Source organism: Paenibacillus sp. V4I3 (genome assembly GCF_030817215.1).
In the GTDB taxonomy this organism is placed as follows: Bacteria; Bacillota; Bacilli; order Paenibacillales; family NBRC-103111; genus Paenibacillus_E.
The window spans coordinates 3,568,147-3,593,147 of the sequence record NZ_JAUSZA010000001.1; the positions used below are offsets into that span (position 1 = coordinate 3,568,147).

The window sequence follows — 25,001 nt, forward strand, 5'->3', positions numbered from 1 at the left end:
CAGTACGCAAAAGGAATCAGCTTTTTTCGTTGTTTTCTACTGTAGTTGACGAGAACTTGAATGAAAAATCTGGAAGAAGCACAAGATACAGTTGAATGATAAGTAGGATAAAAAATGGGTTGGGGACAAGAAGTCATTGACCTAAGAAAACGATTCCCGGAGAAATTATTCCAAAAAGACGGTGAGATCATCATCATGATGCAAAAGGTAATGGTTTATTTTTTTAAGCCGGATATATGGTTGGGAGCTTTTTTTTCTTTCGTTATCCCGTTCGGAATTTCAATGGTATTTCATTGGATACATGGTGTGGAAGGAAGTAAATCCCCTTGGTTGGGCTTCGTTCGGAGAAATAAGAAGAAAGAAAAACATATGGAACAGACAGTACCTCAACAGAATTTTCAGTTATCAGTCTGTCTGGAGGAAAATCTACGGGTAATGAGAGAAACCATCGGGCATAGTCCTGACGTCATTTTTCGCCAATTCAGTGTGAGTCTTATAAAATGGAAAGCCGCCGTTGTTTATGTTGATGGTTTAGTCGATAAAGTCGCTATAACCGAACAGGTGGTCAAGGCGTTGATGAAGGATCAAGAAGTACTCATGCAAACACCTGTCAGTGCGGAAGAGATGAAAACCAGAATTACGGATTGTGTGATTTCGGCTACAGAAGTGAAGGAAGTTCACAGCCTGAAAGATTGTATTCACGATGTACTTTCCGGAAATGTTGCCTTATTCGTGGAAGGTATGGCCGATGTCCTCATCATTGGATTATGCGGAGGGGAAGGCCGATCGATTGAAGAACCCCTTTCTGAGGCAGTTGTACGTGGGCCAAGGGATGGTTTTGTCGAGAACCTCCGCAGCAATACGGCGCTGCTTCGCCGACGCATCAAAGATCCCGGCTTCACAATGGTCAATTATACAATCGGACACCGATCAAGAACGGAAGTGTCCTTGATTTATATAAAAGGATTGACGAGTCCGGAATTGGTGGAAGAAGTAAAAGAAAGGGTGGAGAGGATCGATATTGATGGGGTTCTCGAGTCGGGGTATATTGAACAATGGATTGAAGATAATTACCTCTCCCCATTTCCACAGGTCCAAAATACGGAACGCCCTGATCGAGCAGTAAGTGCTTTAATGGAGGGACGTATTGTCCTTATGACAGACGGGACACCTTTTGCTTTGATTGTTCCTATTACATTTTTCATGATGTTGACTTCATCTGAGGATTACTATGAGCGATGGCTCCCGGCATCGTTGATCCGAATAATGCGGTATGGCGCTGCATTCCTCGCCTTGTTTCTTCCAGCTCTTTATATTGCATTAATCTCCTACAATCATGGACTCATTCCGACGAAGTTGGTCATCTCTATCGCCGCGGGAAGAGAAGGGGTTCCATTTCCGTCTATTGTGGAAGCGCTAATTATGGAAATTACCCTTGAAATCCTCCGAGAAGCCGGGCTCCGCCTACCGAAGCCCATTGGGCAAGCCGTTGGCATCGTCGGAGGTCTGGTGATCGGTCAAGCAGCTGTGCAAGCGGCAATCGTGAGTCCCATCATGGTTATTGTTGTTGCTTTGACCGCAATTTCTTCCTTTGCCTTTCCACAGTACGGTGCGGGGATTGCAATCCGGATACTGCGATTTGCGATGATGATGGCGGCTGCAGTATTGGGCCTTTACGGGATTATCCTGTTTTTTATCCTCATCACGGTCCATCTTGTGAAGCTAAAAAGCTTTGGGGTTGACTATTTGTCTCCATTAGCCCCCATTCGTCCAGGAGATTGGAAAGATCTCATCTTAAGAATGCCGCTCAAAATCATGAAGCAGCGCCCTAAAATGAACAAAACGCAAGATCGTACACGCCAATAATGAGGATAAGGGGCATACAGCGTGATCACAAACCATAAAGAGCAAATCACAACTACCCAGGCTTCCTTGATCGTATCGAAGAGCATGATCGGTACAGGAATTCTCATCTTGCCTCAGGGAATATCGAAGGAGGTAGGAACCCCCGACGGATGGATCTCCGTGATCGTGAGTGGGCTTCTCGCCCTATTGGCTGGATATATAATTGTCAAATTGAGTCAACGTTTTCCAAAGCAGACTTTTTACCAATACAGTCAAACGGTCGCTGGAAAACTATTGGGGAGAAGTGCGAGCATCGTACTTACCCTCTATTATATTGTCTGTTCAGGTTATTTGCTCCGCTTTATGGGTGAAGTGATTCGCATGTACTTATTGGATAATACCCCGTTAGAAGTGATTATAATTGTGTTTTTAAGTTTGGCGACCTATCTCACAGTGGGAGGTATAAATCCGATTGCTCGTCTGGCCGAACTGTTTCTTCCCGTTGTTGTTTTGCTACTATTGGTGTTTATTGTATTCAGCTTGGGGGATTTCGAACTAGACAATATTCGTCCGGTACTGGGCGATGGAATGCTGCCTGTATTGAAAGGTATCAAGCCTTCGATCTTTTCATTCAGCGGCTTCGAAATCATGCTGATTTTACCTGCCTTTATGATAGAACCCCGGAAGGCAGTGAAAGCTTCACTTATGGGTATTGCTTTGGTCATCCCCTTGTACACCTTGGTCGTAGTGATTGCTATCGCTACGTTAACGGTAGATGAAGTAAAGACAGTAACCTGGCCAATGATGTCCGTAGCCAAAAACATTGAGCTGCCGGGTGGATTCTTCGAACGGTTCGAATCTTTGTTCTCCGTCCTTTGGGTGATATCGATGTACTCAGCTTTTGTCATCTTTCAGTATGCAGCGTCCCTTGGGTGTAGTCAGTTTTTCCGGAAGGAGTATCGAACATTCATTTATGCGTGTCTGCCGGTTATTTATCTCATTGCAATGTTTCCTGCCGATTTGAATAGTGTATTTAAATTGGGTGATTTTGTTGGATACTCAGCTTTGTTCATTACTGCTATCATGCCCCCATGCTTCTTGATCATCGCCAAGCTAAGGAGGAAAGGCCTTGAGAGTCGTTAAGAGGAGCTGCATACATCTGGCCCTTCTTTTACTCGTCATTTTCATGACAGGTTGCTGGGATAGGAGAGAGATTGAAGACGTCGGAATTGTGCTTGGAATCGGATTTGATGAGCCGGATAAGAACATGACGGAACGAGAAAAGAACGGAAGTATCGATGGCAAAAAAGGAAAACGTCAAGCCATTTCCATGATTCATCAACTTGCCATTCCGAAACAATTTGCTGCTAAAGAAGCAGGGATATCGCAAAAAGATTATATCAATCTTATTAGCGAAGGAACTTCAGTTTTTGAAAACATACGTGAATTGTCTACGCGGGCAGAGCGTTCCCCCAGTTATGAGCACTTGAGGATCATTGTTATTAGTGAGACTGTCGCACGGAACATCGATTTAAATAATCTTATCAATTTCTTGTTGCGGAATACAGAAACGAGGCGGTCCATTCGTGTTCTGATATCTCAAGGAAAAGCCGAGGATGCTTTTGAAAAGCGCGGGATCGTTAGAAACCCAGCCTTGGTACTTAGGGAATTAGCGGATAATTACCAAAAAACCTTGAGCATGGTCAATGAATTCAAATTGGGTGATATGTCGGAAAAGATAACGGGGAAAATCAGTTTTATTGTTCCACGGGTAGATACCACTAAAAAAGAAGCGATAATTGCCGGGGCTGCCGTGATCAAAGGCAAGACGGCCAAGATGATCGGCTGGTTAGGCGAGAAGGAAATTGTAGGATTGAACCTGTTGAAGGGAGAAAAGAAAAGCTCGGGAATTATTTCAGGCTCGGATCCGAAGAGCGGAGAGACGATTGTCTATGAAATCCGAACAGTGAAAAGCAAAATTAAACCCCAAGTAAAAGGAGACAAGCTATCTTTTGTGGTTGAAATACATTCAGAAGGAAAACTGCGGGAAGATTGGGTTGATCCCGGAAATGCTTTTGAACCGGAATTTATAAAAAGAGCGGAACAGGCGACAGAGGTGTCCATTCAGGAAGCGGTCGAGAAGGTGCTTACCAAAACACAGAAGGATTTCAAGGTTGATGTAATAGGATTTGGAAAGAAACTTAGCATTGATTATCCCCAAATTTGGAAAAAGATGAAAGACGATTGGGATGATGAATTTAGCGGTGTGCGTGTAGAAGTTAAAGTTAAAGTGAAAATACAAGAATTTGGAACAAAGGGCACGAAGAAGGGGTAGCAGCAAGGCATCCTTGCAAGCGTAATGGGTTCCGTCTCTTTTTCGCGCTCCTCCAAATCAGTCAGCCATTTCAATATGGATCAGTCTACGAGATTTGTCTGCCTTTATTTAGGGACTTCATATCTATGTTGGAGTTGGCAAGCAGAGGAAGCATCTTCACGCTACTAATCATGGGAGAATGGCAAAGATGGCAAGTTGGAACGTACTCAAACGCAAAATTGTCCCGAATCCAACCCTTACATTCTTCTTTCTTGCAAGCCCAGATTTTAGTGTTTTCCTGAGGGAGATCCTCTAACGATTTTCTTCGAAAATACATAGTTAACTCCTCCTTAGATTAAAAAAAACTGCCCTTAACACTTGTTAAGGACAGTTTACTGTGTATTTCAATTTACAGTTTTACAACATTCTCGGCTTGAGGTCCGCGGTTGCCTTGAGCTACGTTGAATTCAACACGTTGACCTTCGTCTAGTGATTTAAAACCATCGCCTTGAATCGCGGAGAAATGTACGAATACGTCATTTCCGCCCTCTACTTCGATAAACCCAAAGCCTTTTTCTGCGTTAAACCATTTTACTGTTCCTGTTTCCATAATAAATTACCTCCAAATAGTTATTTAACATGTTTTTTTTAAACAAAAAAATCACACATTGAAAAAGGTACCATTACACAAATGATCACCTTTTCAATATGTGAATTTATGTTAAAGCAGTTTATAAGCTCATCTTATCACACAAAAGTCTGCAAAGCAAGTTAGCATGAATCCAATGAATCGCCCCTGTTTGTTTGAAGCCAGTTCTTTGGCCCCACTTTCTGTGATTTGAAGGGAATAGGCACGTCCATCTTGGGGATCTTGAATCCGGTATACATAGCCTTTTTGTTCCAGTTCGCATCACATAGTTGTATAATGCAAGTATATAGTTTCATCATACAACTTATTTGAACAGAAGGCAATTTCTCAACTGGAGGGGAAACCGTCATTAAGGCAAATGAAATCATGGTTCGTCAAGTCTACAAAGTAAAAGAAGGCGATACTGTACGCGACGTGATTGAAAAATTTATAAAGCACAGAATCAGTGGGCTTCCCGTTGTTAACGACCGGAATGAAGTGGTTGCTTACATTAGTGATGGGGATATTATGCGTTTTATCGGCAAGCATGAGGACCATGTCTTCGGTTCTTATTTCTACACGGCTATCATCAAGGGAGACAATGAAGAGTTCCACGAAAGAGTTCGTAGCTTGCTTCCTTTGAATGTGATGAAAATCGCCCGAAAGAAGGTATTTTCCGTAGATTCTGAAGAGGATATTGAGCAAATAGCTGCCATATTGGGTAAAAAACGAATTAAAAAACTGCCGGTTCTAAACCAAGGCGTTCTTGTCGGAATAATCAGCAGGGGGGATGTTATTCGGCATTCCTTCCAGTCTATTTTACAGGATTAAAAAGGAAAATATGTCAAAAAACGGATAAGTATTGACTGGTTACTAGTAGTTTTTCGAACAAGGAGCAAACTGCCGTTGCAGCTGCTCCTTGTTTTTATTTGATTATAACGTTTGTCCACTATCCACTGTAATGATTTGACCTGTCATTGCTTCTTGTTCCAAGGCTGCACAGATAAATTTAGCAATATCCTCAGGTGTTGAAATGCGCTGCAGCAGAAGATTAGGAGCTAACCTCTTCATTTGTTCTTCCCTTCCAGCCCACCATCTTGTCGCGACGGCTCCAGGTACAACGCAGTTGACTCTAATATCCGGAGCTAAGGCGCGTGCTAACGATTTCGTAAGACCGTGAACTGCTGCTTTGGATACGGCGTATGGAAGAGAGGAGCCTAATCCTGTTTGTCCCGCTATACTGCCGAGATTGACTATCGCTCCTTGTTTATTCATTTTCATGAAAGGGGCAACAGCTCGCGCGCAAAAATACATTCCTTTGACATTAACATCATAAAGTTCGTCCCATACTTCTTCCGTTGCCGCTTCCAAATCATCAAGCGGGATATGTCGTGTAATGCTGGCATTATTCACAAGCAAATCAATCGTCCCGAATTGTTGCACCAATGTATCAACCATTTCCCTGACTTCCTTGTCTTGAGAAACATCGGCTTGCACGGCTATTGCGCGCCCACCTTTTGTAAGGATGATTTGTGCTGTTTCTTCCGCATCGGCTTTAGAGCGCGAATAGTTCACGGCGACGGTTGCCCCCCGCTCAGCAAGTGCAAGGCAAGTAGCCCTTCCGATCCCTGTTCCTCCGCCAGTAACAAGAGCAACTTTGTCTTTTAAATCCATAATTAGTCATCTCCTTTTGCTGCACCATGATATAAATGATTGTATATTGTCATTTTGAATTTTGTATAATTGAATTAGTTGATCGATATGTTCAAAAAAATTGAACTTGAAGCTAGGGGTACTAACATGGATCTTAAAACATTAAAAACGTTTCAAATGATTGTAAAGTACGGTAGTTTTATCCGAGCAGCTGATGAAATGAATTATGTGCAATCTACCGTTACGATGCAAATTCAAAAGCTTGAATCCGACTTGGGCGTTCAGCTTATCGAACGCGGAAAAAAAATCCGGTTAACAGAAGCCGGGAGACTGTTTTGCGAACAGAGTTTGCAAATTGTAAAGAATATAGAGCAATTACAAACGAACTTATCGGATTTGAAATTAGGCGAAAGGGGGAATATCCGTTTAGGGGTGACGGAGCCTACTGCCAGTTATCGATTACCTGGTATTTTAGAGAGGTTTTTATCACAATTTCCGAAAATTCGTATCTCTGTAGAATTTGCAAACACGCCAACATTGAGCGAGCGGCTTCTCAAAGGGGAAATTGATTTGGCTCTTTGTTCGGCACCGGATCTGGGTTCCGATCTCTATTTTGAACCCTTATTTAAGGAAGAGTTTGTGGTCTTGATGCCGGAGAACCATCCGCTTGCCCAAAAATCGATTATTGCGCCGGATGATATTCGGGGACATCGTCTGCTCATCACGTCAGCAACCTGTCCGTACCGCAGAAAACTTGAGATGGTATTGCAGGAATCGGGGAACATTCCAATAGACACTATGGAAATTGGCAGTATGACAGCTTTGAAATATTATGTCGAAAGCGGACTAGGTATTGCCCTTGTGCCAAAGATTGTTTTGAAACCAGTTCCTATAGGAACTACGATTCGGCCTATGAGCGGCAGCCTTATAGAAATGACTTTCGGCATTCTCTCCAAGCCATCAGAATATCCGTTGAAAATGGCTAGCTCAAAGCTTTACCAATTTCTCAAGCATGAACTTCTTGAACAATTCCCCCATTGACTTTCCGCAAAATATATCAAAAATAAAATTACGAAATGATGTACAGTTGAGGTAACCCCATCCTATCATTTTCACCGAATCTTCCAAACTGTCACACGAAATACCGTCTCGGATTACATAAGGAGGCGGAGATTGACTCATGCGGCATACGATTTGTTTCATTCCGATCTTAGAATCGTAGAGATTGCCATCAAATATCAGTTTGAATCTCAGGAAGCCTTCACCCGTGCCTTTCAAAAAATGCTCTCCATCTCGCCGGGACGGTTCCGCAAGCAAACAAACATGAAAGACACGCTGTTTCGGACGATGGAGAAGAAAGCGAAGAAAGTATAAGTTTTTCGGTTCCCGAAAACCGTTTTATTATTAGGTCACCCATCTTTGAATGGCCTCGATAGAGGTTTTCTCAATGGTGGAGTTTTGCTGATGAGCCATGCCCAACCAGTCCCATATCTTAAACCTCTCACGTCCATTTCATGTCGATTCTCCTTTGAACAGATTTCTATTTACCTACCCACGCGTCTGAAATTGAGGAATCTGGGCGAGCCCTCCCGTTGCTAATTCGTCAATCATGCTAACGTAGTTTTTTTCTGTATTTCATCGGTGTCGTGCCTACGAGCTTTTTGAAAGCCTGGCAGAAATAAGGGAAATTGTTCATCCCCACCTCAATGCTGATCTGCTCAATCCCTTTGTTGCTTGTATTTAATAACAGACAGGCTTGTTTGATTCGCCTTGCGAGAATATATTCCATCAACGTAGAGCCGGTTTCTTGTTTAAAGATACGAGACACATAATATTTGGATATATGCATATGTTCCGCTAATTTATCGAGTGAAATTTCCTCCGAATAATGCCCCTCCAGCCAGTTCATAATCTTTTCTGAATAATGAAGCTGTCTTTGCGGATGTAATCCATTTTCAATTGGATCTCCAAACCCTTTTGCATAGAGAAATTGAAAAACCTGCAGCATGAGTAAGGCGAAATTTTGTTGTTTTGCATCGTGCTGATAGCTGGAAAACACCGTATGATGATGCTGAAATAATTGGTTGATAAAGCTCATGTTATCCATTTGTTGGAGTACCTGATCCTCGAGTTCGTTTTTCCACAAATGTTGAAAATAATCATTTAACTGTGGGAATGCAGCAAAATAATGCTCAAATATAGAGGGCTCCAAGGCGATAATTGTTCGTTCGTAAGGGGCATCTGGATGTACGTCAACTTGAATGTGATGCAGTTGATACGGCTGCAGGTAGAGGAAGGTGCCAGGCTGAATTAGGTATACTTTGCGATTGACTACAATCTGACCGGTGCCTTGAAGCACATATAAAAATTCCATACCTTGATGGCAATGGTAGAATCCTTTGTAATCCTCAGTCGTTATCTTGCGATAACTGAAGCGATAGGGGATTTTTTGTAATTCCACGTCTTCAAAGAATTTCATAATGTGCAGACCTCCTGAATGCTACGATGATTCGTTCAGAATAGTGTACCACGGTCTATTTAAACATGACAAGAAAACAACAATTCCATGCAATGGATTGTAACTTTGAAACCGACAGATTTAATATAATGAAGTCATTCTAAGGGCAGCAGGGGGACAAGACGAATGCGGATGGGCATTGGAGCAAAGCTAAACGAACTGGAGAATCCAAGTTTGTTTATCGATCGGACCTGGGAGTCTTCGTTATTCACAGGTGCAGTTGATCGGATTTCAACACGATGAAAGCGAATAGGCAGCGTTTTAAAGGAAGCTTTCCTGGGGATGAAGCGACGAATGGGATATATGCAAAGTTTAAAGGTGCACAGAAAAACGCTTGGGGCGCTGGCTACTGGATTGGCATACATTGGCTTCTTTATCAGATGACCAGTGATGAGATATTTAAAGAGACCGCGTATCAGTATGTTGAGACATATACACAAACCTTAACCCATGAGCATTATGAGCTCACGCATTGTGTTGGCTGCGAAGCTGATCCTGCTTTAGTGTGGGGCTATAAGTTTACAGGGGATTCCTACTTCAAGAATCTCATCACTCATGCAGCTGATATTATGCTCGACCGCTTTGTTCCGACACCCGGAATCATGCATATGGCCGGAGCTATGGATGATGCCACACAAAATAAGCGTGTCATTGTAGACAGTTTAACGGTGATTCCTATCTTAAAAGTGGCAACGGATATAAGCGGGAATCCGGCCTATGCCGAAGCAGCTGTGCAGAATGGAGAAACGGTTCTTAGATATAATGTTTGCAATGATGGAGCTATCATTCAATTGGCGCAGTTTGATCCAATTCTAGGTCGTTATGCGGGTCATCTGCCTCATCAAGGGTTGAATTTGCAAAGCACGTGGAGCAGAGGTTCGGGATGGGCTGCATGGGGATTGCCGGATCTGTATCGTCTGACTGGCAGCCAAGAAGTCTTGTACGGTATCGAGCAAGTCGTCCGTTATTATGTCAATGCGTTACCCAATGACTTAGTGCCTTATTGGGATTTATTTTATCGGGAAGGCAGTCAAGAGCCAAGAGACAGCTCAGCTGCGGCTCTGGTTTCGGCAGGTATTCAAAAATTTCTCAAGCTTGCCCCTGATCATAAATCCACACAATTGTATAGTCGTATCAATGATGCCATCCTCGCTTCATTGATTCAAACATGCTGGGAGGAGAAAGACAACATTGAGGGCTTGCTGGCACATGTCTGTGCAAATCGTCCCAGAAACAGAACTTTAGATGACTACGCGTTATGGGGAGACTATTACTTTGTGGAAGCTTTGTATTACAAGCTTGGCGGAGAATTATATTAGAGCGTGTTTAACAATAGACGGAGGGGAATGATGATTATGGAACAAAGGAAATCTGCAGCATCCATAGCCAATCTGACATTTGACGAATTGGAACAAAGATTATATTCTGCTGTTATCGCGGACATTCTGGATGACGAGGGTTACCGCAATCAAACCTTTGGTGCGGGAATCCGATTGTTAGATACGAAAACCAAGGTAAGCGGTCGCGCCTTCACGGCTCAAGCGAAGAAAGTGACGACGATTCCAGACGAGCCTTATAAGCTGCAAATGGAAGCGATCGATGCGGTGTTGCCGGGAGAAGTGTTCATCGTTCAAACGGGTGCACCGGGAGAGGCTGCTTTCTGGGGGGAGCTAATCTCTACGGCATGCCGGGCAAGAGGGGGCAGAGGAGCCATCGTTGACGGGCTTAACAGAGATACGGAGAAAATTCGCGAGATGGGCTTTCCGCTCTGCTCAAGAGGGCAAGTGCCGACAGATTCCAAAGGTAGAGTGGATCTGATTTTCTATCAAAAAACGATTGAGATTGATCAAGTGAAGATTGAGCCTGGCGATTATTTATTTGCAGATGTTGATGGGATTGTGGTGGTTCCCAAGGATATCGAGGAACGTGTTATTCTTAAAGCTCTGGAAAAAGTAGCTGGAGAAAATCTAGTCCGCACGGCGCTGCAGAACGGAATGCTCTGCACGAAAGCTTTCAAAACCTTCGGTATTTTATAGTCTTATATAACGGAAAAGGGGGATATAGAAATGACCGAGGATTATGCGCTGAATGAAGCAGCTTATTTGGAGCTTTTGTGTAAGAACGATCCAACTGTACCTCTAGTTGATCACTTTAGTCTTTTATTGGAAGAGTCTGAGGCTGTTTGGGAACCGACAGGTATAGATGCTAGTCAGTATCTGGATCAAGCCGAAGATATTCTGAGGCAATTTGCCGTCTGTCAGAACCAGGATGGCGGGATCATAGATCCATATGCCGGCGCAGAGAAAGAGTTCGTGACGGCAAGTTATGTGAAAACCGGGGCGATTCTGCTGCAAGCGGGGCGCTGTGATGATTTGCGCGAGTCGATTCTACTTGCCATGGATTTGGCATGCCGCCAATTGGGGACGAATACAGTGCCGGACGCGCATGGAGATTTTGTCACGCATATGCTGATGTTGGCCTATCGGATTTTAAGCCCGGACACCCAAGGGAATAGAGTGGAAGCTTGGAAAAACCACTTGAGCGGATTCGATCCGGAATTGGTGTACTCACAAGTGGAGCGCAGGATGCCGCTCAAAAACATTCGGAATTGGGCAACTTACAGCATGCATGGTGAAATGATGCGATATAAGGAAGGGGTTTCTGCGGATAAGCGTTTTATCGATAAATATTTGCCGCCGCAAATGACGAGGTTTACGCCTGAAGGCTTATATCGTGATCCTAATGTAGCGGCAACTTATGATCTGGCGGCAAGGGATCAATTATCAGGTTTGCTGAAGGAAGGGTATACGAGCGAGTTCACGCCATTATTGGAGCTATTGCTGCACCGGGGCATGCGAACTATGCTTTTTATGCAGTCTTCCACAGGAGAAAGCAGCTGCGGGGGGCGCAGCAACCAATTTATTTGGAACGAGCTCACGTTTGCTCATTTGTGTGAACGCGAAGCGACCCGCTTATGGGCAAACAACGAAACGAAGTGGGCAGGCGTTTTCAAAAGGGCTGCACGGCGGGCATTTTCCGCTACGCTGCGGTGGAGAGCAGACTCGCTGATGCCGCGTCTCAATAAAAGCCGATTCCATCCAGAGAAACGGCACGGCATGGAATTCTATGCTTACTATGCAAACTACAGTCTCTATGCAGCACAAATTGCCGCATCCTGTTATCTTTCAGCAAACGACCTGATTCCAGAAGTGCCGACGCCTTCGGATATTGGCGGATATGTGATGAATCTTCCAGCCTTTAACCGCACTTATGCGACTACAGGATCTACAGGTGGGAATTATCATGTTATGCTGGATCATTACGCTCAAAGGGGGCACGATGCGACGGGGTTTGTAAGACTTCATCGGGCGCACATGCCAGGAGAGCTGGCTTTGTCCGTAGGGATTCCCGGTAAAGAGAGAAACGAATCGCTTGTGTATGTTCGTCCGCATTTAGCGATGCCTTCTCCAGAATGGCCGGTGTCTATTGGGGTGACTTGGCGCGATGGGTTTGGGGTTTGGCATTCGCTTGCGCAATCGGGCCGGAGTAAACAAGAAGTATTCTCTGAGCTTGGCCCGGATGGAAATCCATTAAAGCCTGAAATCTCGCCTTGGGATTTCCGTGTGGAAGCCAAGGATACGCAATCCGGCACCGTGGAATTTCAGGTTATTTACACCGCTAAGGATCCTGCTGCCTTGGACATTGAACCTGCAGATGATTTCGAACGGAGTGTCGTAAAGGACCGCAATCATACGATGGGCGTCGGGGGATGCCAAGAAATCCGCGAAACGTATCATATGCATGCGGGCGGGGTGGAGGTAGAATGGGAACTAATACCTGCCAGCGATGGCATATTGACGGCAATTGCAGCAGTTATTCCTTTTCTTGAAAGCAATGGTGTAGACGGGTCAGAAATCAGCGGAGACGCTGGGGAGCTGCGTCTTAACTACATGGGGTATACCTATATTATCAAACCGGAGGCAGCGGTAAAAGAAAATGAGGCTAAGCCTGTGTTGGAATTGTTCCCTAGCCTAATGCCGAACAGGAATGGATTATATGGACTTGCGCAATGGACTTATAAAGATCGCTTGCGCATCCGTTTCTCTTTACAGCTTGTGAAGTAGTTATTCTAATGGAAGGAGGGTTACAAAAGAACCCTCCTCCATATGTTTACTTTTTCAAAACCGGTATCCATATTTCACTTTTAAAAGTTGGTGAGGTTACATCTTTATTCTCATTCCAAAGGATTTCTGGACCTTCTATTGCTTCATAGTTTGAGGATGGAAACCATTCGGAATAAATACGTCCCCATACATTTTGCGGCGTCTTGCTTCGAATACAGCCCATGTTGAGTCAGAAACATCAAGCTGTGTTAGGTGATCAGGACACTCCTTCGTGGTTGCTACACCAATATAGTGATCAAGCTCCCCTTGATAGGAACTCTTTTCTTAATTCCAACTATGCGAAATGCCTCTTTTTCTTCAATTCGATAGATCATTTCATTTCCTCCTTTGATGGATAACTGGAAGGTCATTGGCGGGTAGGCTTTAAGTGAATGGCCATTATTTCTGGCTTCTGATTTTGAGTTCAAGCGCTGCAAGAGTAAGACGTCTGCGGCGGATGTATTCCGATAGCGAAATACCTGCAAGGAAGGAAAACATCCTTTTAAAATGGTATTCGGAGCAGTAAGCCCTTCTTGCTACTTCTATAAAATCAATATCGTTCGTAAGATTTTCCTCAATGTACTTTAAAGCACCATTCATGTTTTTAAGCAAATCCATTTATCTGACCTCCATTATCAAAAGAATAGCAGGAATTGCATGTATCCATCCGACATATCGTGCACAATTATGCAGGGTCTATTCTTAGGTACATCGTTACCCCTTTGGAATTTTGCGATAATCTGTTGGGGAAACCCCCATCATTTTCTTGAAAAGTCTGGAGAAGTAGTAGGCATCGGATATGCCGATCGCGTTTCCGATTTCCTTAATAGTGAGGGCGGTCAAGTCGAGCATTTGGCTCGCTTTTTGTATTTTGAGACGTAAAAAGTACTCCACTGGCGGAAATCCGGTCTCCTTCTTGAATAAAAAAATCAAATGCTGTTTGGATACCCCAGTATGCTTGGCTAAATCGGCGAGTGTAATGGAAACCTCCAAATGGTCGTTCATGTACCGGATGGCGTTTTCCATATAGCTCTCCCTTTTTTTGTCTTGCGTAGACCCCGCTGAACTCATTCCAATATCGCTCAAAAGCTCCCGAAAGACATTTGAAACATGAACTTGTATCGCCATGGAATACGCCTTGTTCGAAAGCAATTCATAGCAGTGTTCGAATTCCGCCAGAAACTTTGCGTTTATGCTATGCGGCAGATAGATGGGGCCCTCGTACAAATTGTACATTTTAATTAATGGAGCAGCATGATCGCCATGCAAATGAAACCAGTGAATACTCCAGGGTAAATGGGAAGATGCTCCATAACGGTGTGGTATTCCTGCAGGTATTACGGCTAAATGCCGCGCAGATAATTGCAGCGGTTTATGGTTTTCAAGCTCGATCCATCCTTCGCCATCTGTGCAATAGATAACAATATGGGCGTTGCAGCCGTCAGAACGTTCCCGATAATGGTACTGAGCTCGCGGAAATACGCCGATATCGCTTATATATAGATGCTTTGTCAATTCCGATTGCTCTAATTCTTTCAAAATATATTCGGGCATGACATGAAGTAATTCCTGTTGGAAGCCCTCAGGCTTCATAATCGTTTCCATAAATCTCACACCTCTTATTGAAATAAGAATATCATCCATCATAAACCGCATTTCGTCAATTGGCAGAACTGAATCCTAGAAGTAAATTAGAGATATAATCTAGCAGGAGGTCACCCATGAAGAATGAAAAGACAGATTCAATGGCTCAAGATAACGTTCAAGCGGTTCGAGTATGGGAAGAAGCAGTTGAAATTCCCACCTACGGAATCGGAGTGCCCAATCCAAATCCAATGTTCTTGGAAAAACGGGTGTATCAAGGCAGCTCCGGCCGCGTCTATCCGCATCCTGTCATTGATAAAATAGAAGACGAGAAAGTAATGAAAAGCTATCGACTGGTTATTCTTGAAAACGAATATGTTCGAATTGAAATGATGCCAGAGCTCGGAGGACGGATCTATCGCGCGCTGGACAAAACGAATCATTACGATTTCGTTTATTACAACAGAGTGATCAAGCCTGCGCTTGTTGGCCTCGCCGGACCGTGGATATCAGGAGGTATCGAGTTCAACTGGCCGCAGCATCACCGTCCCAACACATTCGGACCCGTAGAATATCGCTACACAGTGAACGAGGATGGCAGCGCAACGGCATGGGTGAGCGAAATTGATCGCATGTACGGCACGAAAGTAACCACAGGTTTCACGTTGTATCCAGGTAAAGCGTACTTGGAAATCTCGGCACAGCTTTACAACCGTACGCCAGAACCGCAAACCTTCCTGTGGTGGGCCAATCCGGCGGTTGCCGTAAACGAACATACGCAATCCGTATTTCCGCAGGACGTTACGGCCGTATTCGATCATGGCAAGCGGGATGTGTCCCGATTCCCAATTGCTACCGGCACGTACTACAAAATGGACTATTCCGCTGGCGTTGATATCTCGCGGTACAAGAACATTCCAGTTCCAACTTCTTACATGGCGTACAAATCCGATTACAACTTTGTCGGGGGTTATGATCACGGCGTACAGGCAGGGCTTTTGCACGTCGCTAACCACCACATTTCCCCGGGGAAAAAGCAGTGGACGTGGGGGAACGGCGAATTCGGGCAAGCATGGGATCGCAATCTGACCGACGAAGACGGCCCTTATATCGAATTGATGACCGGCGTATATACCGACAATCAACCGGATTTTACTTGGCTGCAGCCTTATGAAGAGAAATCTTTTAAGCAGTACTTTATGCCGTACAAAAATATTGGAGTCGTCAAAAATGCGACTATCGATGCCGCAGTTAATCTTGAAGTCGACGAAGCAACCCGTGAAGCTGTTGTCCATGTTTATGCAACTTCGATTTTCCCGGATGCCGTCGTGGAGCTGAAAAGCCGTCAGCGCACCTATTTAAAGGAAAAGCTTGAATTATCACCAGTCTCAACCTATAAATCGGTGATTTTGCTTGATGAAGCAGATAAACCGTATGATTTGTTTGTGCAAGTTTGGGATCATAAAGGCAATTTGCTCGTATCCTATCGTCCAATCAAACCCTCGATTGAGCAGGCGCCAGATGCGGCCAAGCCGCTTCCAGAACCTCAGGAACTGATTTCGAACGAGCAGCTATATTTGGCCGGACTGCACCTGGAACAATACCGCCATGCAACGTTCGAGCCGGACGATTATTATTTGGAGGGGCTCAAGCGCGATCCGAACGATATCCGAATCAATGTCGTGTATGGAACACTGCTGCTCCGCCGCTGTTTGTTCCGCGAGGCCGAAGGACATTTCCGCACAGCGGTGAAGTCGCTTACGTGGCGCAACCCGAATCCATACGACAGCGAAGCCTACTATCAGTTGGGTGTATCTCTGAAAATGCAGAGTCGCCTGGATGAAGCGTTCGCCGCCTTCTATAAAGCAGTCTGGTCTGCAGCTTGGCAGGACAGCGGCTACTTTTCGCTCGCTCAGATCGTCTGCGAAAAAGGAAACTATGAAGAAGCGCTTGAATTGGCTGAGCGTTCGCTCATCCGCAACGCTCATAACTATAAGGCGCGCCATTTGAAAACAGTATTGCTGCGCAAATTAGGATTCAACGAGGACGCGCTCGCTTTTGCCCAAGAAACACTTAAGCTTGATATTGCCGATTTTGCAGCATATAACGAATGCTATCTAGTGAATTTAGCCCAAGGTGATCAAGAAAACGCCAATCGTGTGCTTGGAGAGTTAATACTGCTTATGCGCGGCGATGCTCATAATTACTTGAACCTCGTATCGGACTATGCCGGGAGTGGTTTATATGCCGAGGCGATTGAAGTGCTGAATCGAATCGTTCAGAAGGATAGTACGGATGCATATCCGCTACTGCACTACACACTTGGTTACTTGCATGAGAAAGCGGGCTACCCGGACGTCGCAGCGAAACATCGGCAACACGGAAATGCAGCGGCGCCGGATTACTGCTTCCCGAACAGTTGGTTCGACTTGCTTATTTTGGAAAGTGCCATTGCCTCCAATGACAATGATGATAAAGCGCATTACTATCTTGGTAACTTGCTGTATGACAAAAGACGCTACGAGGACGCAATCTGCCATTGGGAATCTTCCCAGGATATTCACGGCGATTTCGCAACCGTTCACCGTAATTTAGCACTGGCCTATTTCAATAAACGCGGCGACGCTCAGGCGGCGATTGTGTCCTTGGAAACAGCGTTTGAATGCCAGCAGAGTGACGCGAGAGTATTTTATGAGCTTGATCAGCTTTACAAAAAGCTGGGTTACTCGCCGGAGAGTCGTTTTGAAAAACTTGAAATGCACATGGCTTTAGTCGTTCAGCGTGACGATCTCTATTTGGAATACGTTACACTGCTCAATTCTCAAGGTAAACACGAGCAGGCTGCAGAGGCTCTGGCTTCTCGGAAGTTTCATCCCTGGGAAGGCGGTGAGGGGAAGGTAACAGGCCAGTACATGTATTCACATGTAGAGTTGGCTAAGCGCGCATTAGATGAAGCTAAGTATGAGCAAGCGCTTGAACTTTTGCATAAAGCACTTCATCTTCCTGAAAACCTCGGTGAAGGAAAGCTTACCGGCGCGCAAGAAAACCAAATCTTTTACTATTTAGGCTGTGCTTTTGAAGGTCTGAACATGAAGGACAACGCGACAGCGTTTTTCGAGAAGGCGTCAATAGGTATGGAGGAGCCTGCCGGTGCGATGTACTACAACGATCAGCCGCCGGATATGATTTTTTATCAAGGCTTGGCATGGTTGAAGCTGCTAAATGAAAAAGAGGCTAAGCGCCGATTCAACAAGCTCATTGACTATTCCGAAAAGCATATTTTTGATCAAGTGAAATTCGATTATTTCGCAGTCTCGCTCCCGGATTTCCTTGTGTTCGAGGATGATCTTAACAAGCGCAACGAAATCCATTGCAATTATATGATGGCACTCGGCTTCATTGGAATCGGCAAGCTTGAACAAGCCAAATTGCAATTGGAAGAAGTGCTTCGTTTAGATAAAATTCATCAAGGGGCAAGTACTCACCTCCGTTTATGCGAGTAAAGCAATTGAAAGTAAGTGAGTCAAGTAATAAATAGGTACGAATTAAGCTGCCAATTCGAAAAATTGGCGCTTTTTCTATTTGCAGGGTTTTAAAAAAGATTGAAATGAGGGATAGACTTGGGAAGTTGGACACAAATCGAAAGTGAAGGCTATTTAACTTGGGTTGGGCAAACAAACAGCATCTCGTTAACCGTGATTCCGAGTCTCGGCAGTAAAGTGGCGTCGCTATTGAATCGAAAGACGAACCGGGAGTGGCTCTGGCGAAGCGGTAAACCGCTGGGAAACACTGGTTTTGGTTCATCCTTTGCTACTGGAGACGAGAGTGGATGGGATGAAATGTTTCCAAGCATTAACAAGTGTTTCTACCCGGAAAAACCATGGCAGAACCAGATGATTCCAGACCATGGGGAAGTATGGTCCACCGAATGGAGCAGTCAGTGTAGGGGAGATGAGCTACATTGCCGAGTGAATGGTGTTCATTTTCCGTATACGTTGGAGAAGGTGTATTCTTTTGCTGCTGAAGATACCTTGCGTATCGATTATAATTTGAAGAATCATTCCTTATCGCCATTTTCCTTTCTTTGGGCAGCACATCCTTTATTTCAAGTCCGAGAAGGTATGATATTGAATGTTCCGAACGACATGATAGAAATTGAGATCTCTTATTCTGAACGGCAACGTCTTGGCGTCTTTCAGGACAGGAAATCTTGGCCTCTCATTCAAACGGAAATCGGTCGTGTAGATCTTAGCATGATCGAACCAGCAGAGGGGAAATATGCGGAAAAATACTATTTTACAAATAAGGTTAAGCATGGCTGGGCACAACTTAGTGATCCTGCGACAGGCGAAGCGGTTACGCTCCGGTTTCCTCCGGAACAAGTGCCTTATCTAGCAATTTGGGCTAATTATGGTGGCTATGGCGGCCATTATCATTTTGCAATCGAGCCTGCGACAGGAAAGATGGATGATCTTGCTCATGCAAAACGGCAAAACGAAGCAGCCATTGTCGAAGCTAACGGGGAGTACAGATGGTTTATAGAAGTATCCATAAATTAGTGCAAGAAAACAACAATTCGGTGTATTTCTGCAAAACTTGAAGGAGGCTAAGTGAAGTATAATAACAGCATCAGTTAATAGAGACATTGAGGATGTGATCAAAGTGGAGTATACCACATTTGGCAAAACGGGAATTCGAGTTTCGAAGCTTGGACTTGGGGGTGCCCCGCTTGGCGGGGATTACGGTCCGGTCACGGATGAGCAAGTAACAGAGGTGATCGATCGCGCTTTGGAACTCGGGATCAACTTTATCGATACAGCACCGTTATATGGAAGAGGAGAAAGCGAACGGCGAATTGGGAAGGCGCTGCAGGGCAAAAGAGAGAAGGTAGTCCTTGCGAGTAAAGCCGTGATGCGCGGTGTGCCGTATACTTACGACAATACGATTCGTTCTGTGGAGGACAGTCTTACACGCCTTGGGACTGATTATCTGGATCTTATCCAAATGCACGAACTTGATCAGACGAACATGGAAATGGGAATGAACGAAACGATTCCCGCCCTTCTCAAGCTGAAGGAGCAGGGTAAGGTTCGAGCCATTGGGGTCAACGCCTTTGATCCATCTTTACTGCTGCCCTTTATTCGGTCAGGACATATTGACTCCGTGCAAACGTTTTGTCGTTATATGCTTATTGACTATTCTGCCATGGATGAGTTGCTGCCGACTGCCCGAGAGCATGGCGTTTCTGTTATTAATGGGAGCGTTCTCGGAATGGGTCTTCTTGCAGATGCTCCAGCGCCATTTATGAAGCAGGATTCGCTCCTGTTTCAAGAAGCGCAGCGTCGAATCCAAGAGTTAGCCTTCCTTCGTAAGTCGGAGCCCAAAGGGTTGATTGAGCCTGCCATGCGGTTTAGCCTATCTAGCCCAGACATTACGGTGACCTTAACGGGAACGACTTCATTACGCTCGTTAGGCCTTAATGCCAGTTATTGCGATGGAGTTGGTTTGCCTCAAGATGAATTGGATCGGCTGCTTTCTTTATTTCCAGGTCAGCCATTAACATGGTAAAAGGGGATGTTGAACAATGTCTAGCGTAGAAGCAATTGTTGGAGCGGATGCATCGCGTGCACCGTGGGTAGAAGAGATTTGGCAACAAATTATAGGCAAAGTAGGACGAATGAGCGAGACCATTGGCGCTGATTTCCCATATATCTCATATAACAGAAAATATAATAGTGAAGAAGCCGATTGGTGGACGAATGGGTTCTGGCCAGGCCTGATGTGGCTGGTTTATCGCGAGTCCAAGGAAGTGGAGCTTAAAGAGACAGCAGATCAGATCGAAGCCTTGATGGACCCTGTACTTACCGACTTTTACCCGCTGCATCATGACGTAGGTTTTATGTGGAGCTTATCTTCCGTGGCGCAGTACAAGCTGCTTGGCAGTGAAATTTCGAAACGGCGTGCAATGACGGCAGCCAGTCATCTTCTTGGGCGTTTTAATGTGAAGGGCCAGTTCATTCGCGCCTGGAACCAGCCGGAGCGGGTTGGTTGGGCTATTATTGACTGCATGATGAATCTGCCGCTGCTTTATTGGGCAAGTGAGGAGTCGGGCGACCCTCGTTTCCGGCATGTGGCAGCTCTTCATGCGGACACGACTTTGCGTGAATTTCTTCGTCCGGATGGCTCGTCACACCATATTGTGTGCTTCGATCCTGAGACTGGAGAGAGACAAGAAGCGCTTGGCGGACAAGGCTATTCACCGGATTCAGCATGGTCTCGCGGAACCGCATGGGCGCTATACGGCATGGCACTTAGCGCTCGCTATACAGGAGATCAACGATATATCGATGCAGCCAAACGTGCCGCGCATTTTTTCCTAGCAAATGTTCCTGACGATGGTTTGCCTCCTTGGGATTTCCGAGCTCCTTGGGAAGAAGGAATGGCTATGGACTCTAGCGCTTCAGCCTGTGCAGCAAGCGGAATGCTGGAGTTGAGTTTGTTGGTACCTAAGGACGAGTCTGAGCTATATCGTAGTGCAGCCGAGAAACTGATTTTTAAATTAAATGAACGATATACGGCTTGGGATGATCCAAACGAGGAAGCAATTCTTAGGATGGGAACTGCCAATCGTCCTAAGAAAACGCACGTTAACGTACCGATGATCTATGGTGACTATTTCTTCGCTGAAGCGGTCTGCAAGCTGCGCGGCGTACATGATACATTCTGGTAGGAGGAATCACACCAATGAGACAAACAAACAGATCCAATTCCACAACCGGTACCATCTATTCGCGTGATTCGTGGACAGCACCAACTTGGGCGCTCATGGAGCGGGAGTTAATAGATACATTGAACAAGGCAGCGGTTGAGTATGTACGTCGCTATACACGGGAAGACGGGACGATCGTTTGGCGAAGCGATTGGCCGGGGATGGACGGATCGGACGATCCATACGAAGCTTTCATGAATTTATCTTTGCTGTATGTGCTGGGAGGGAACGAAGAAATTCAGCGCTTGTCCCGTCTCATGTTTGATGCCATTACTTGGCAATGGACGGAATACGGTCAAATTCATAATGAATTCGATGCTTACTATGACTGGATGCATCATGGCGAAGGCTATTTATATTTCTATTTCCTTGGTTTGTCTGATCCGCAATCGCTGAAGAATCGTCAGCGTGCCGTTAAGTTTGCTGAGCTCTACACGGGTAATAATCCAGAGGTGCCAAATTATGATGCGAATCTTAAGTTGATGCGTTCGCCTATTACCGGCAGCAAGGGACCGCGCTTCCAGATGACAGAAGAGGATTGGGTAACACATCGAGGGGTGCTGGACGATTACTTGGCTCCGTTCGAGGATGTTCCTGGTGTGGACTTTGCAAGCGGTAAGTGCAAGTGGTCAGACGATGCCATTTACAGTGAAATTATAAGCAGAATGAATGAGAGGAAAGCGAAGGGAGACGTACCCCTTAATTTGAATGCCACCGGGCTAATGACCAATGCTTACATGTACACGGGCGATGAAACTTATCGCCAGTGGGTTTTGGACTATTTGGACGCCTGGGCAGAGCGGACACAGCGGAACGGGGGGCTTATTCCCGACAACGTTGGATTAAGCGATACCATTGGTGAGTACAACGATGGTAAATGGTGGGGCGGTTACTACGGCTATCGTTGGCCGCATGGATTCATGTCCATTATTGAACCTCTGACGAATGCATGCATGAACGCTGTACTCCTGTCGGGCGATCGAAGTAAGCTGGATTTAGCACGCTCGCAATTGGACCGCAATTGGGAGCTCGGTAAGGAAGTGAATGGGAAGTGGCTTGTTCCGAATAAGCATTTTGACTCGGGTTGGACCGACTATCGTATCCAGGTTCCTACATATCCAATCTATTTATGGTCGGTATCGATGGCTGAGGAAGATGCGGCGCGTGTGGATCGGATTCCCTATGAAGACCACTTCCGATCTATCGATATGCCCACCATTTCTGGCAGAAATGGTGTAACCCGCAAGGAAACAAAGCATTATATTGCTAATACAGTACCATGGTACTTATATATGCGAGGGCAGTTCCCTGACTACCCAGAGCGCATTCTGCAGCAAAATCTAGAGCTAATCTCTATCCAATTAGAGAAGCTTCGATCTCCTGAAGGTGATCCAACCAGCTGGGATTGGGATCATCCCTACAGCATCCATCAGTGGCAGGAATTTTCCCCTGTTTATTTTGAAGGATTGCTGCAAATGATGTTAGGTGCTCCCATGCACATTTCCCACGGAGGACTTCAGCATGCTAGAGTACGCTATTACGATGCGGTCCGTAAGCGTTGTGGTCTTCCTGAGGATGTTAGCGCTTTAGTTGAGGCTATCGGCGACGAGTTTGTTACATTAACGCTTGTGAACCTTTCCGCGTTCGAGGAGCGCGAGCTGATCGTACAAGCGGGCAGCTTCGGTGAACATCAGTTTATTTATATGGAGAGTTTTAATCAAAGTGGTCGGAAAGTTGGAGAGAGAGAGCTCGATGGTAAATGGCTGCCAGTCACCCTTGCATCTGGGGCAGGAATTCAGTTGAAACTGCATATGAAACGCTATGTGAATCAGCCGACCTATGAAACGCCTTGGAGTATGGAAGCGGAAGGTGCGACTGCGAAGCTTATTCGAGGCCGTAACCAAGCATAGCGAGTCATAATGAGGAGAGAATGTAATCCATGACATCTAATCGTCAATCTTCTACTGGAGATGGAGTTTCCTATCTCGACAGCCATGTCCACTTCTGGAAGCTGGAGCGTGGAGATTATCATTGGCTTAAGCCCAGTAATCCGGTTCTGTACCAGAATTATTTGCCATCTGAATTGCTTGCAATTGAGGCTGCTGATGCTGTGCATGGGTTTATCGCCGTACAGGCGGCACCGACAGTAGCTGAGACGGAATTTCTGCTTGAGCTGGCAGGTAAAGATAAGCGAATCCTCGGTGTCGTAGGTTGGCTTAATCCGTTCGCGGATTCATTCGTTGACGACTATAAACGTTTACGTAACAACCAGCAATTCGTTGGGATTAGGTTGGACCGTTCCGTCTTCGAGCCGAGTACAGAAGTTCCGGATCGTTTGCTAGAGCATCTTCGTCTGTTAGAGGAGGATGGTTTTCCAATCGATCTGCTTATCGGTCCGGATAATATGCCAACTGTACTTCAATGTCTTAGGTGCGTACCTCACTTGAAGGCCGTTATTAACCATCTAGGCGGCCCGCCTATTCGTACGGGTGAATTAGAGCTTTGGTCGGCATACATTACCGAGTTTTCTGCATTCCCTAACGTGTATTGCAAATGGTCAGGCATGATCACACCGGCTGGTGGTATGAATCCCCAACTATTAAGACCGTATATTCGTCACACTGCTGAACGATTTGGTCCGAACCGTATCATGTTCGGCAGTGATTGGCCTGTAGCCTTAATGGCGGGCTCATATTACGATGTTGTTCAATTATTCGAGCAGCTTCTGCCTGAGCAGTGGAACGTCAAGGAGCGTGCATGCGTGCGCTTTCACAATGCTAGGGCATTTTATTTTGGGGCGGGGGATATCGAAGCATGATACATAGGCTCCTCTTCTACTCCCAACTTCGCAAAGTAATGGTAAGCGGATTCCAGCAAATTGTTAAAGAAGATGCAAATGCACTGCGTGAAGAATGGGCAGCAATAGGTCTAACGAATGTTTCTGTTTTCTCTTGCGTTCAGTATGTTTGCGTATATGCCGAAGTATTAGGCGGTCCGAATGTTCCAGTCTGGGATTGGCCGATGTCTTTCGACCAATACCTAGAGAGGTGGCCAACTGAACCTAATGATGGCGACAGTTCTAGTGAGACGTTATACAGACTGGCGATCCCAATGATAGACGTTTTTCACGACGGGGTGCTGGAAGACACGGATTCATGGTACGGCAGCCGGTCAGTCGAGAAGCGAGTTGGCTCAATTGCCAGATTGAAACCGGATATGACATCGAGCTATATCTATTATCATTATCAAAAGCAAAAAGAGTCCCCTGACAGCTTTAATCAAACCTATATGATCGGTTCTTTTGGTAGGTTATTATTTTCCTATCATGAATTACCTGCTAGGGTCAGCACTATAAAACGTCAAGGCTTGTTGACCACGAAGCAGTCTCCGGACAATTGGCACGAGGTCATGTTTCCTCATTTTGAGCCATGGGAAGAAGCCCGGGAAGGGCAGCAGCTGTGGCGTAAAATGGAGCGAATGATGTGATTTTAGCTTGGGGGATGGATAGGGGGCTTTTCCAAAAAGCC

General features: G+C 45.4%; 20 protein-coding genes and 2 pseudogenes. 16 read left to right on the forward strand and 6 right to left on the reverse strand.

Annotated elements, in window-relative coordinates; all coding sequences use genetic code 11:
* The first annotated feature begins 282 nt into the window (after window positions 1–282).
* Genes QFZ77_RS16430 through QFZ77_RS16440 form a run of 3 tightly spaced genes read left to right on the forward strand, consistent with a single transcriptional unit; the run spans window position 283 to window position 4,180 of the window.
* Window positions 283–1,866, forward strand: a complete 1,584-nt coding sequence (locus tag QFZ77_RS16430) for a spore germination protein (protein WP_373462746.1) — start codon at window positions 283–285, stop codon at window positions 1,864–1,866.
* A gap of 21 nt (window positions 1,867–1,887) precedes the next feature.
* Window positions 1,888–2,988: a GerAB/ArcD/ProY family transporter gene (locus QFZ77_RS16435; RefSeq protein ID WP_307441082.1), complete on the forward strand. Its 1,101-nt coding sequence runs from the start codon at window positions 1,888–1,890 to the stop codon at window positions 2,986–2,988.
* Window positions 2,975–4,180: a Ger(x)C family spore germination protein gene (locus tag QFZ77_RS16440; protein WP_307441083.1), complete on the forward strand. Its 1,206-nt coding sequence runs from the start codon at window positions 2,975–2,977 to the stop codon at window positions 4,178–4,180. The genes QFZ77_RS16435 and QFZ77_RS16440 overlap by 14 nt, the downstream gene beginning before the upstream one ends.
* An 85-nt stretch (window positions 4,181–4,265) precedes the next feature.
* Here the strand turns inward: QFZ77_RS16440 and QFZ77_RS16445 are convergent, their stop codons facing one another.
* Both QFZ77_RS16445 and QFZ77_RS16450 read right to left on the reverse strand, forming a co-directional pair.
* Window positions 4,266–4,496, reverse strand: a complete 231-nt coding sequence (locus QFZ77_RS16445) for a cold-shock protein (protein ID WP_307441084.1) — start codon at window positions 4,494–4,496, stop codon at window positions 4,266–4,268.
* A gap of 72 nt (window positions 4,497–4,568) precedes the next feature.
* Window positions 4,569–4,769 (reverse strand): cold-shock protein, encoded by a 201-nt coding sequence (locus QFZ77_RS16450; RefSeq protein ID WP_028553508.1) that lies wholly within the window; start codon window positions 4,767–4,769, stop codon window positions 4,569–4,571.
* Between the two features lie 387 nt (window positions 4,770–5,156).
* On the opposite strand from QFZ77_RS16450, the gene QFZ77_RS16455 reads away from it, so the two are divergent.
* The gene (locus tag QFZ77_RS16455; RefSeq protein WP_373462747.1) at window positions 5,157–5,618 is read left to right on the forward strand and encodes a CBS domain-containing protein; all 462 of its coding nucleotides are present in this window, start codon (window positions 5,157–5,159) and stop codon (window positions 5,616–5,618) included.
* A gap of 102 nt (window positions 5,619–5,720) precedes the next feature.
* Here QFZ77_RS16455 and QFZ77_RS16460 read toward each other — a convergent pair whose 3' ends face one another.
* Window positions 5,721–6,461, reverse strand: coding sequence for an SDR family NAD(P)-dependent oxidoreductase (locus QFZ77_RS16460; RefSeq protein WP_307441088.1), 741 nt, complete (start codon window positions 6,459–6,461; stop codon window positions 5,721–5,723).
* 126 nt (window positions 6,462–6,587) lie between these two features.
* On the opposite strand from QFZ77_RS16460, the gene QFZ77_RS16465 reads away from it, so the two are divergent.
* Entirely contained in the window at window positions 6,588–7,481 is an 894-nt protein-coding gene (locus tag QFZ77_RS16465; RefSeq protein WP_307441090.1) for a LysR family transcriptional regulator, read from the forward strand.
* Between the two features lie 75 nt (window positions 7,482–7,556).
* Window positions 7,557–7,814 (forward strand): annotated as a pseudogene (locus QFZ77_RS16470) (helix-turn-helix transcriptional regulator); the annotation flags it as partial.
* Window positions 7,815–8,052: 238 nt separating this feature from the next.
* Here QFZ77_RS16470 and QFZ77_RS16475 read toward each other — a convergent pair.
* Window positions 8,053–8,919 carry an AraC family transcriptional regulator gene (locus QFZ77_RS16475; RefSeq protein ID WP_307441092.1) on the reverse strand — a complete coding sequence of 289 codons (867 nt, stop codon included), beginning with the start codon at window positions 8,917–8,919 and terminating at the stop codon, window positions 8,053–8,055.
* A 278-nt stretch (window positions 8,920–9,197) separates the two neighbouring features.
* Here QFZ77_RS16475 and QFZ77_RS16480 point away from each other — a divergent pair, with 278 nt between their 5' ends.
* The 3 genes from QFZ77_RS16480 to QFZ77_RS16490 are packed head-to-tail and all read left to right on the forward strand — an operon-like array spanning window position 9,198 to window position 13,082.
* Window positions 9,198–10,277, forward strand: coding sequence for a glycoside hydrolase family 88 protein (locus QFZ77_RS16480; RefSeq protein ID WP_307441093.1), 1,080 nt, complete (start codon window positions 9,198–9,200; stop codon window positions 10,275–10,277).
* A 36-nt stretch (window positions 10,278–10,313) separates the two neighbouring features.
* The gene (locus QFZ77_RS16485; protein WP_307441095.1) at window positions 10,314–10,994 is read left to right on the forward strand and encodes an RraA family protein; all 681 of its coding nucleotides are present in this window, start codon (window positions 10,314–10,316) and stop codon (window positions 10,992–10,994) included.
* Between the two features lie 30 nt (window positions 10,995–11,024).
* On the forward strand, window positions 11,025–13,082 hold the full coding sequence (locus QFZ77_RS16490; RefSeq protein ID WP_307441096.1) for a hypothetical protein: 2,058 nt from the start codon (window positions 11,025–11,027) through the stop codon (window positions 13,080–13,082).
* A gap of 46 nt (window positions 13,083–13,128) precedes the next feature.
* On the opposite strand, the pseudogene QFZ77_RS16495 reads toward QFZ77_RS16490, so the two are convergent.
* Both QFZ77_RS16495 and QFZ77_RS16500 read right to left on the reverse strand, forming a co-directional pair.
* Window positions 13,129–13,739 (reverse strand): annotated as a pseudogene (locus QFZ77_RS16495) (GyrI-like domain-containing protein).
* 96 nt (window positions 13,740–13,835) lie between these two features.
* A complete protein-coding gene (locus QFZ77_RS16500) occupies window positions 13,836–14,726 on the reverse strand; it encodes an AraC family transcriptional regulator (RefSeq protein WP_307441098.1) in 891 nt (296 codons plus the stop codon).
* A gap of 116 nt (window positions 14,727–14,842) precedes the next feature.
* On the opposite strand from QFZ77_RS16500, the gene QFZ77_RS16505 reads away from it, so the two are divergent.
* The 7 genes from QFZ77_RS16505 (at window position 14,843) to QFZ77_RS16535 (ending at window position 24,960) form a co-directional block, all read left to right on the forward strand.
* Window positions 14,843–18,208 (forward strand): DUF5107 domain-containing protein, encoded by a 3,366-nt coding sequence (locus QFZ77_RS16505; RefSeq protein WP_307441101.1) that lies wholly within the window; start codon window positions 14,843–14,845, stop codon window positions 18,206–18,208.
* Window positions 18,209–18,325: 117 nt separating this feature from the next.
* Window positions 18,326–19,264: an aldose epimerase family protein gene (locus QFZ77_RS16510; protein WP_307441102.1), complete on the forward strand. Its 939-nt coding sequence runs from the start codon at window positions 18,326–18,328 to the stop codon at window positions 19,262–19,264.
* Window positions 19,265–19,367: 103 nt separating this feature from the next.
* A complete protein-coding gene (locus tag QFZ77_RS16515) occupies window positions 19,368–20,273 on the forward strand; it encodes an aldo/keto reductase (protein WP_307441104.1) in 906 nt (301 codons plus the stop codon).
* A gap of 16 nt (window positions 20,274–20,289) precedes the next feature.
* Entirely contained in the window at window positions 20,290–21,435 is a 1,146-nt protein-coding gene (locus QFZ77_RS16520) for a glycoside hydrolase family 88 protein (RefSeq protein ID WP_307441106.1), read from the forward strand.
* Between the two features lie 14 nt (window positions 21,436–21,449).
* The gene (locus QFZ77_RS16525; RefSeq protein WP_307441107.1) at window positions 21,450–23,384 is read left to right on the forward strand and encodes a DUF8034 domain-containing protein; all 1,935 of its coding nucleotides are present in this window, start codon (window positions 21,450–21,452) and stop codon (window positions 23,382–23,384) included.
* A 29-nt stretch (window positions 23,385–23,413) separates the two neighbouring features.
* Window positions 23,414–24,292, forward strand: coding sequence for an amidohydrolase family protein (locus QFZ77_RS16530; RefSeq protein WP_307441108.1), 879 nt, complete (start codon window positions 23,414–23,416; stop codon window positions 24,290–24,292).
* Window positions 24,289–24,960, forward strand: a complete 672-nt coding sequence (locus tag QFZ77_RS16535) for a hypothetical protein (RefSeq protein ID WP_307441109.1) — start codon at window positions 24,289–24,291, stop codon at window positions 24,958–24,960. Before QFZ77_RS16530 ends, QFZ77_RS16535 begins: the two co-directional genes overlap by 4 nt.
* The last annotated feature ends 41 nt before the right edge of the window (window positions 24,961–25,001 follow it).

Bases quoted from the DNA above. Each gene is read 5' to 3' on its own strand.
- QFZ77_RS16430 (WP_373462746.1), top strand. From the start codon at position 283: ATGGTATTTCATTGGATACATGGTGTGGAAGGAAGTAAATCCCCTTGG.
- QFZ77_RS16445 (WP_307441084.1), bottom strand. From the start codon at position 4,496: ATGTATTTTCGAAGAAAATCGTTAGAGGATCTCCCTCAGGAAAACACT.
- QFZ77_RS16450 (WP_028553508.1), bottom strand. From the start codon at position 4,769: ATGGAAACAGGAACAGTAAAATGGTTTAACGCAGAAAAAGGCTTTGGG.
- QFZ77_RS16460 (WP_307441088.1), bottom strand. From the start codon at position 6,461: ATGGATTTAAAAGACAAAGTTGCTCTTGTTACTGGCGGAGGAACAGGG.
- QFZ77_RS16465 (WP_307441090.1), top strand. From the start codon at position 6,588: ATGGATCTTAAAACATTAAAAACGTTTCAAATGATTGTAAAGTACGGT.
- QFZ77_RS16475 (WP_307441092.1), bottom strand. From the start codon at position 8,919: ATGAAATTCTTTGAAGACGTGGAATTACAAAAAATCCCCTATCGCTTC.
- QFZ77_RS16480 (WP_307441093.1), top strand. From the start codon at position 9,198: ATGAAAGCGAATAGGCAGCGTTTTAAAGGAAGCTTTCCTGGGGATGAA.
- QFZ77_RS16485 (WP_307441095.1), top strand. From the start codon at position 10,314: ATGGAACAAAGGAAATCTGCAGCATCCATAGCCAATCTGACATTTGAC.
- QFZ77_RS16490 (WP_307441096.1), top strand. From the start codon at position 11,025: ATGACCGAGGATTATGCGCTGAATGAAGCAGCTTATTTGGAGCTTTTG.
- QFZ77_RS16500 (WP_307441098.1), bottom strand. From the start codon at position 14,726: ATGGAAACGATTATGAAGCCTGAGGGCTTCCAACAGGAATTACTTCAT.
- QFZ77_RS16505 (WP_307441101.1), top strand. From the start codon at position 14,843: ATGAAGAATGAAAAGACAGATTCAATGGCTCAAGATAACGTTCAAGCG.
- QFZ77_RS16520 (WP_307441106.1), top strand. From the start codon at position 20,290: ATGTCTAGCGTAGAAGCAATTGTTGGAGCGGATGCATCGCGTGCACCG.
- QFZ77_RS16525 (WP_307441107.1), top strand. From the start codon at position 21,450: ATGAGACAAACAAACAGATCCAATTCCACAACCGGTACCATCTATTCG.
- QFZ77_RS16530 (WP_307441108.1), top strand. From the start codon at position 23,414: ATGACATCTAATCGTCAATCTTCTACTGGAGATGGAGTTTCCTATCTC.
- QFZ77_RS16535 (WP_307441109.1), top strand. From the start codon at position 24,289: ATGATACATAGGCTCCTCTTCTACTCCCAACTTCGCAAAGTAATGGTA.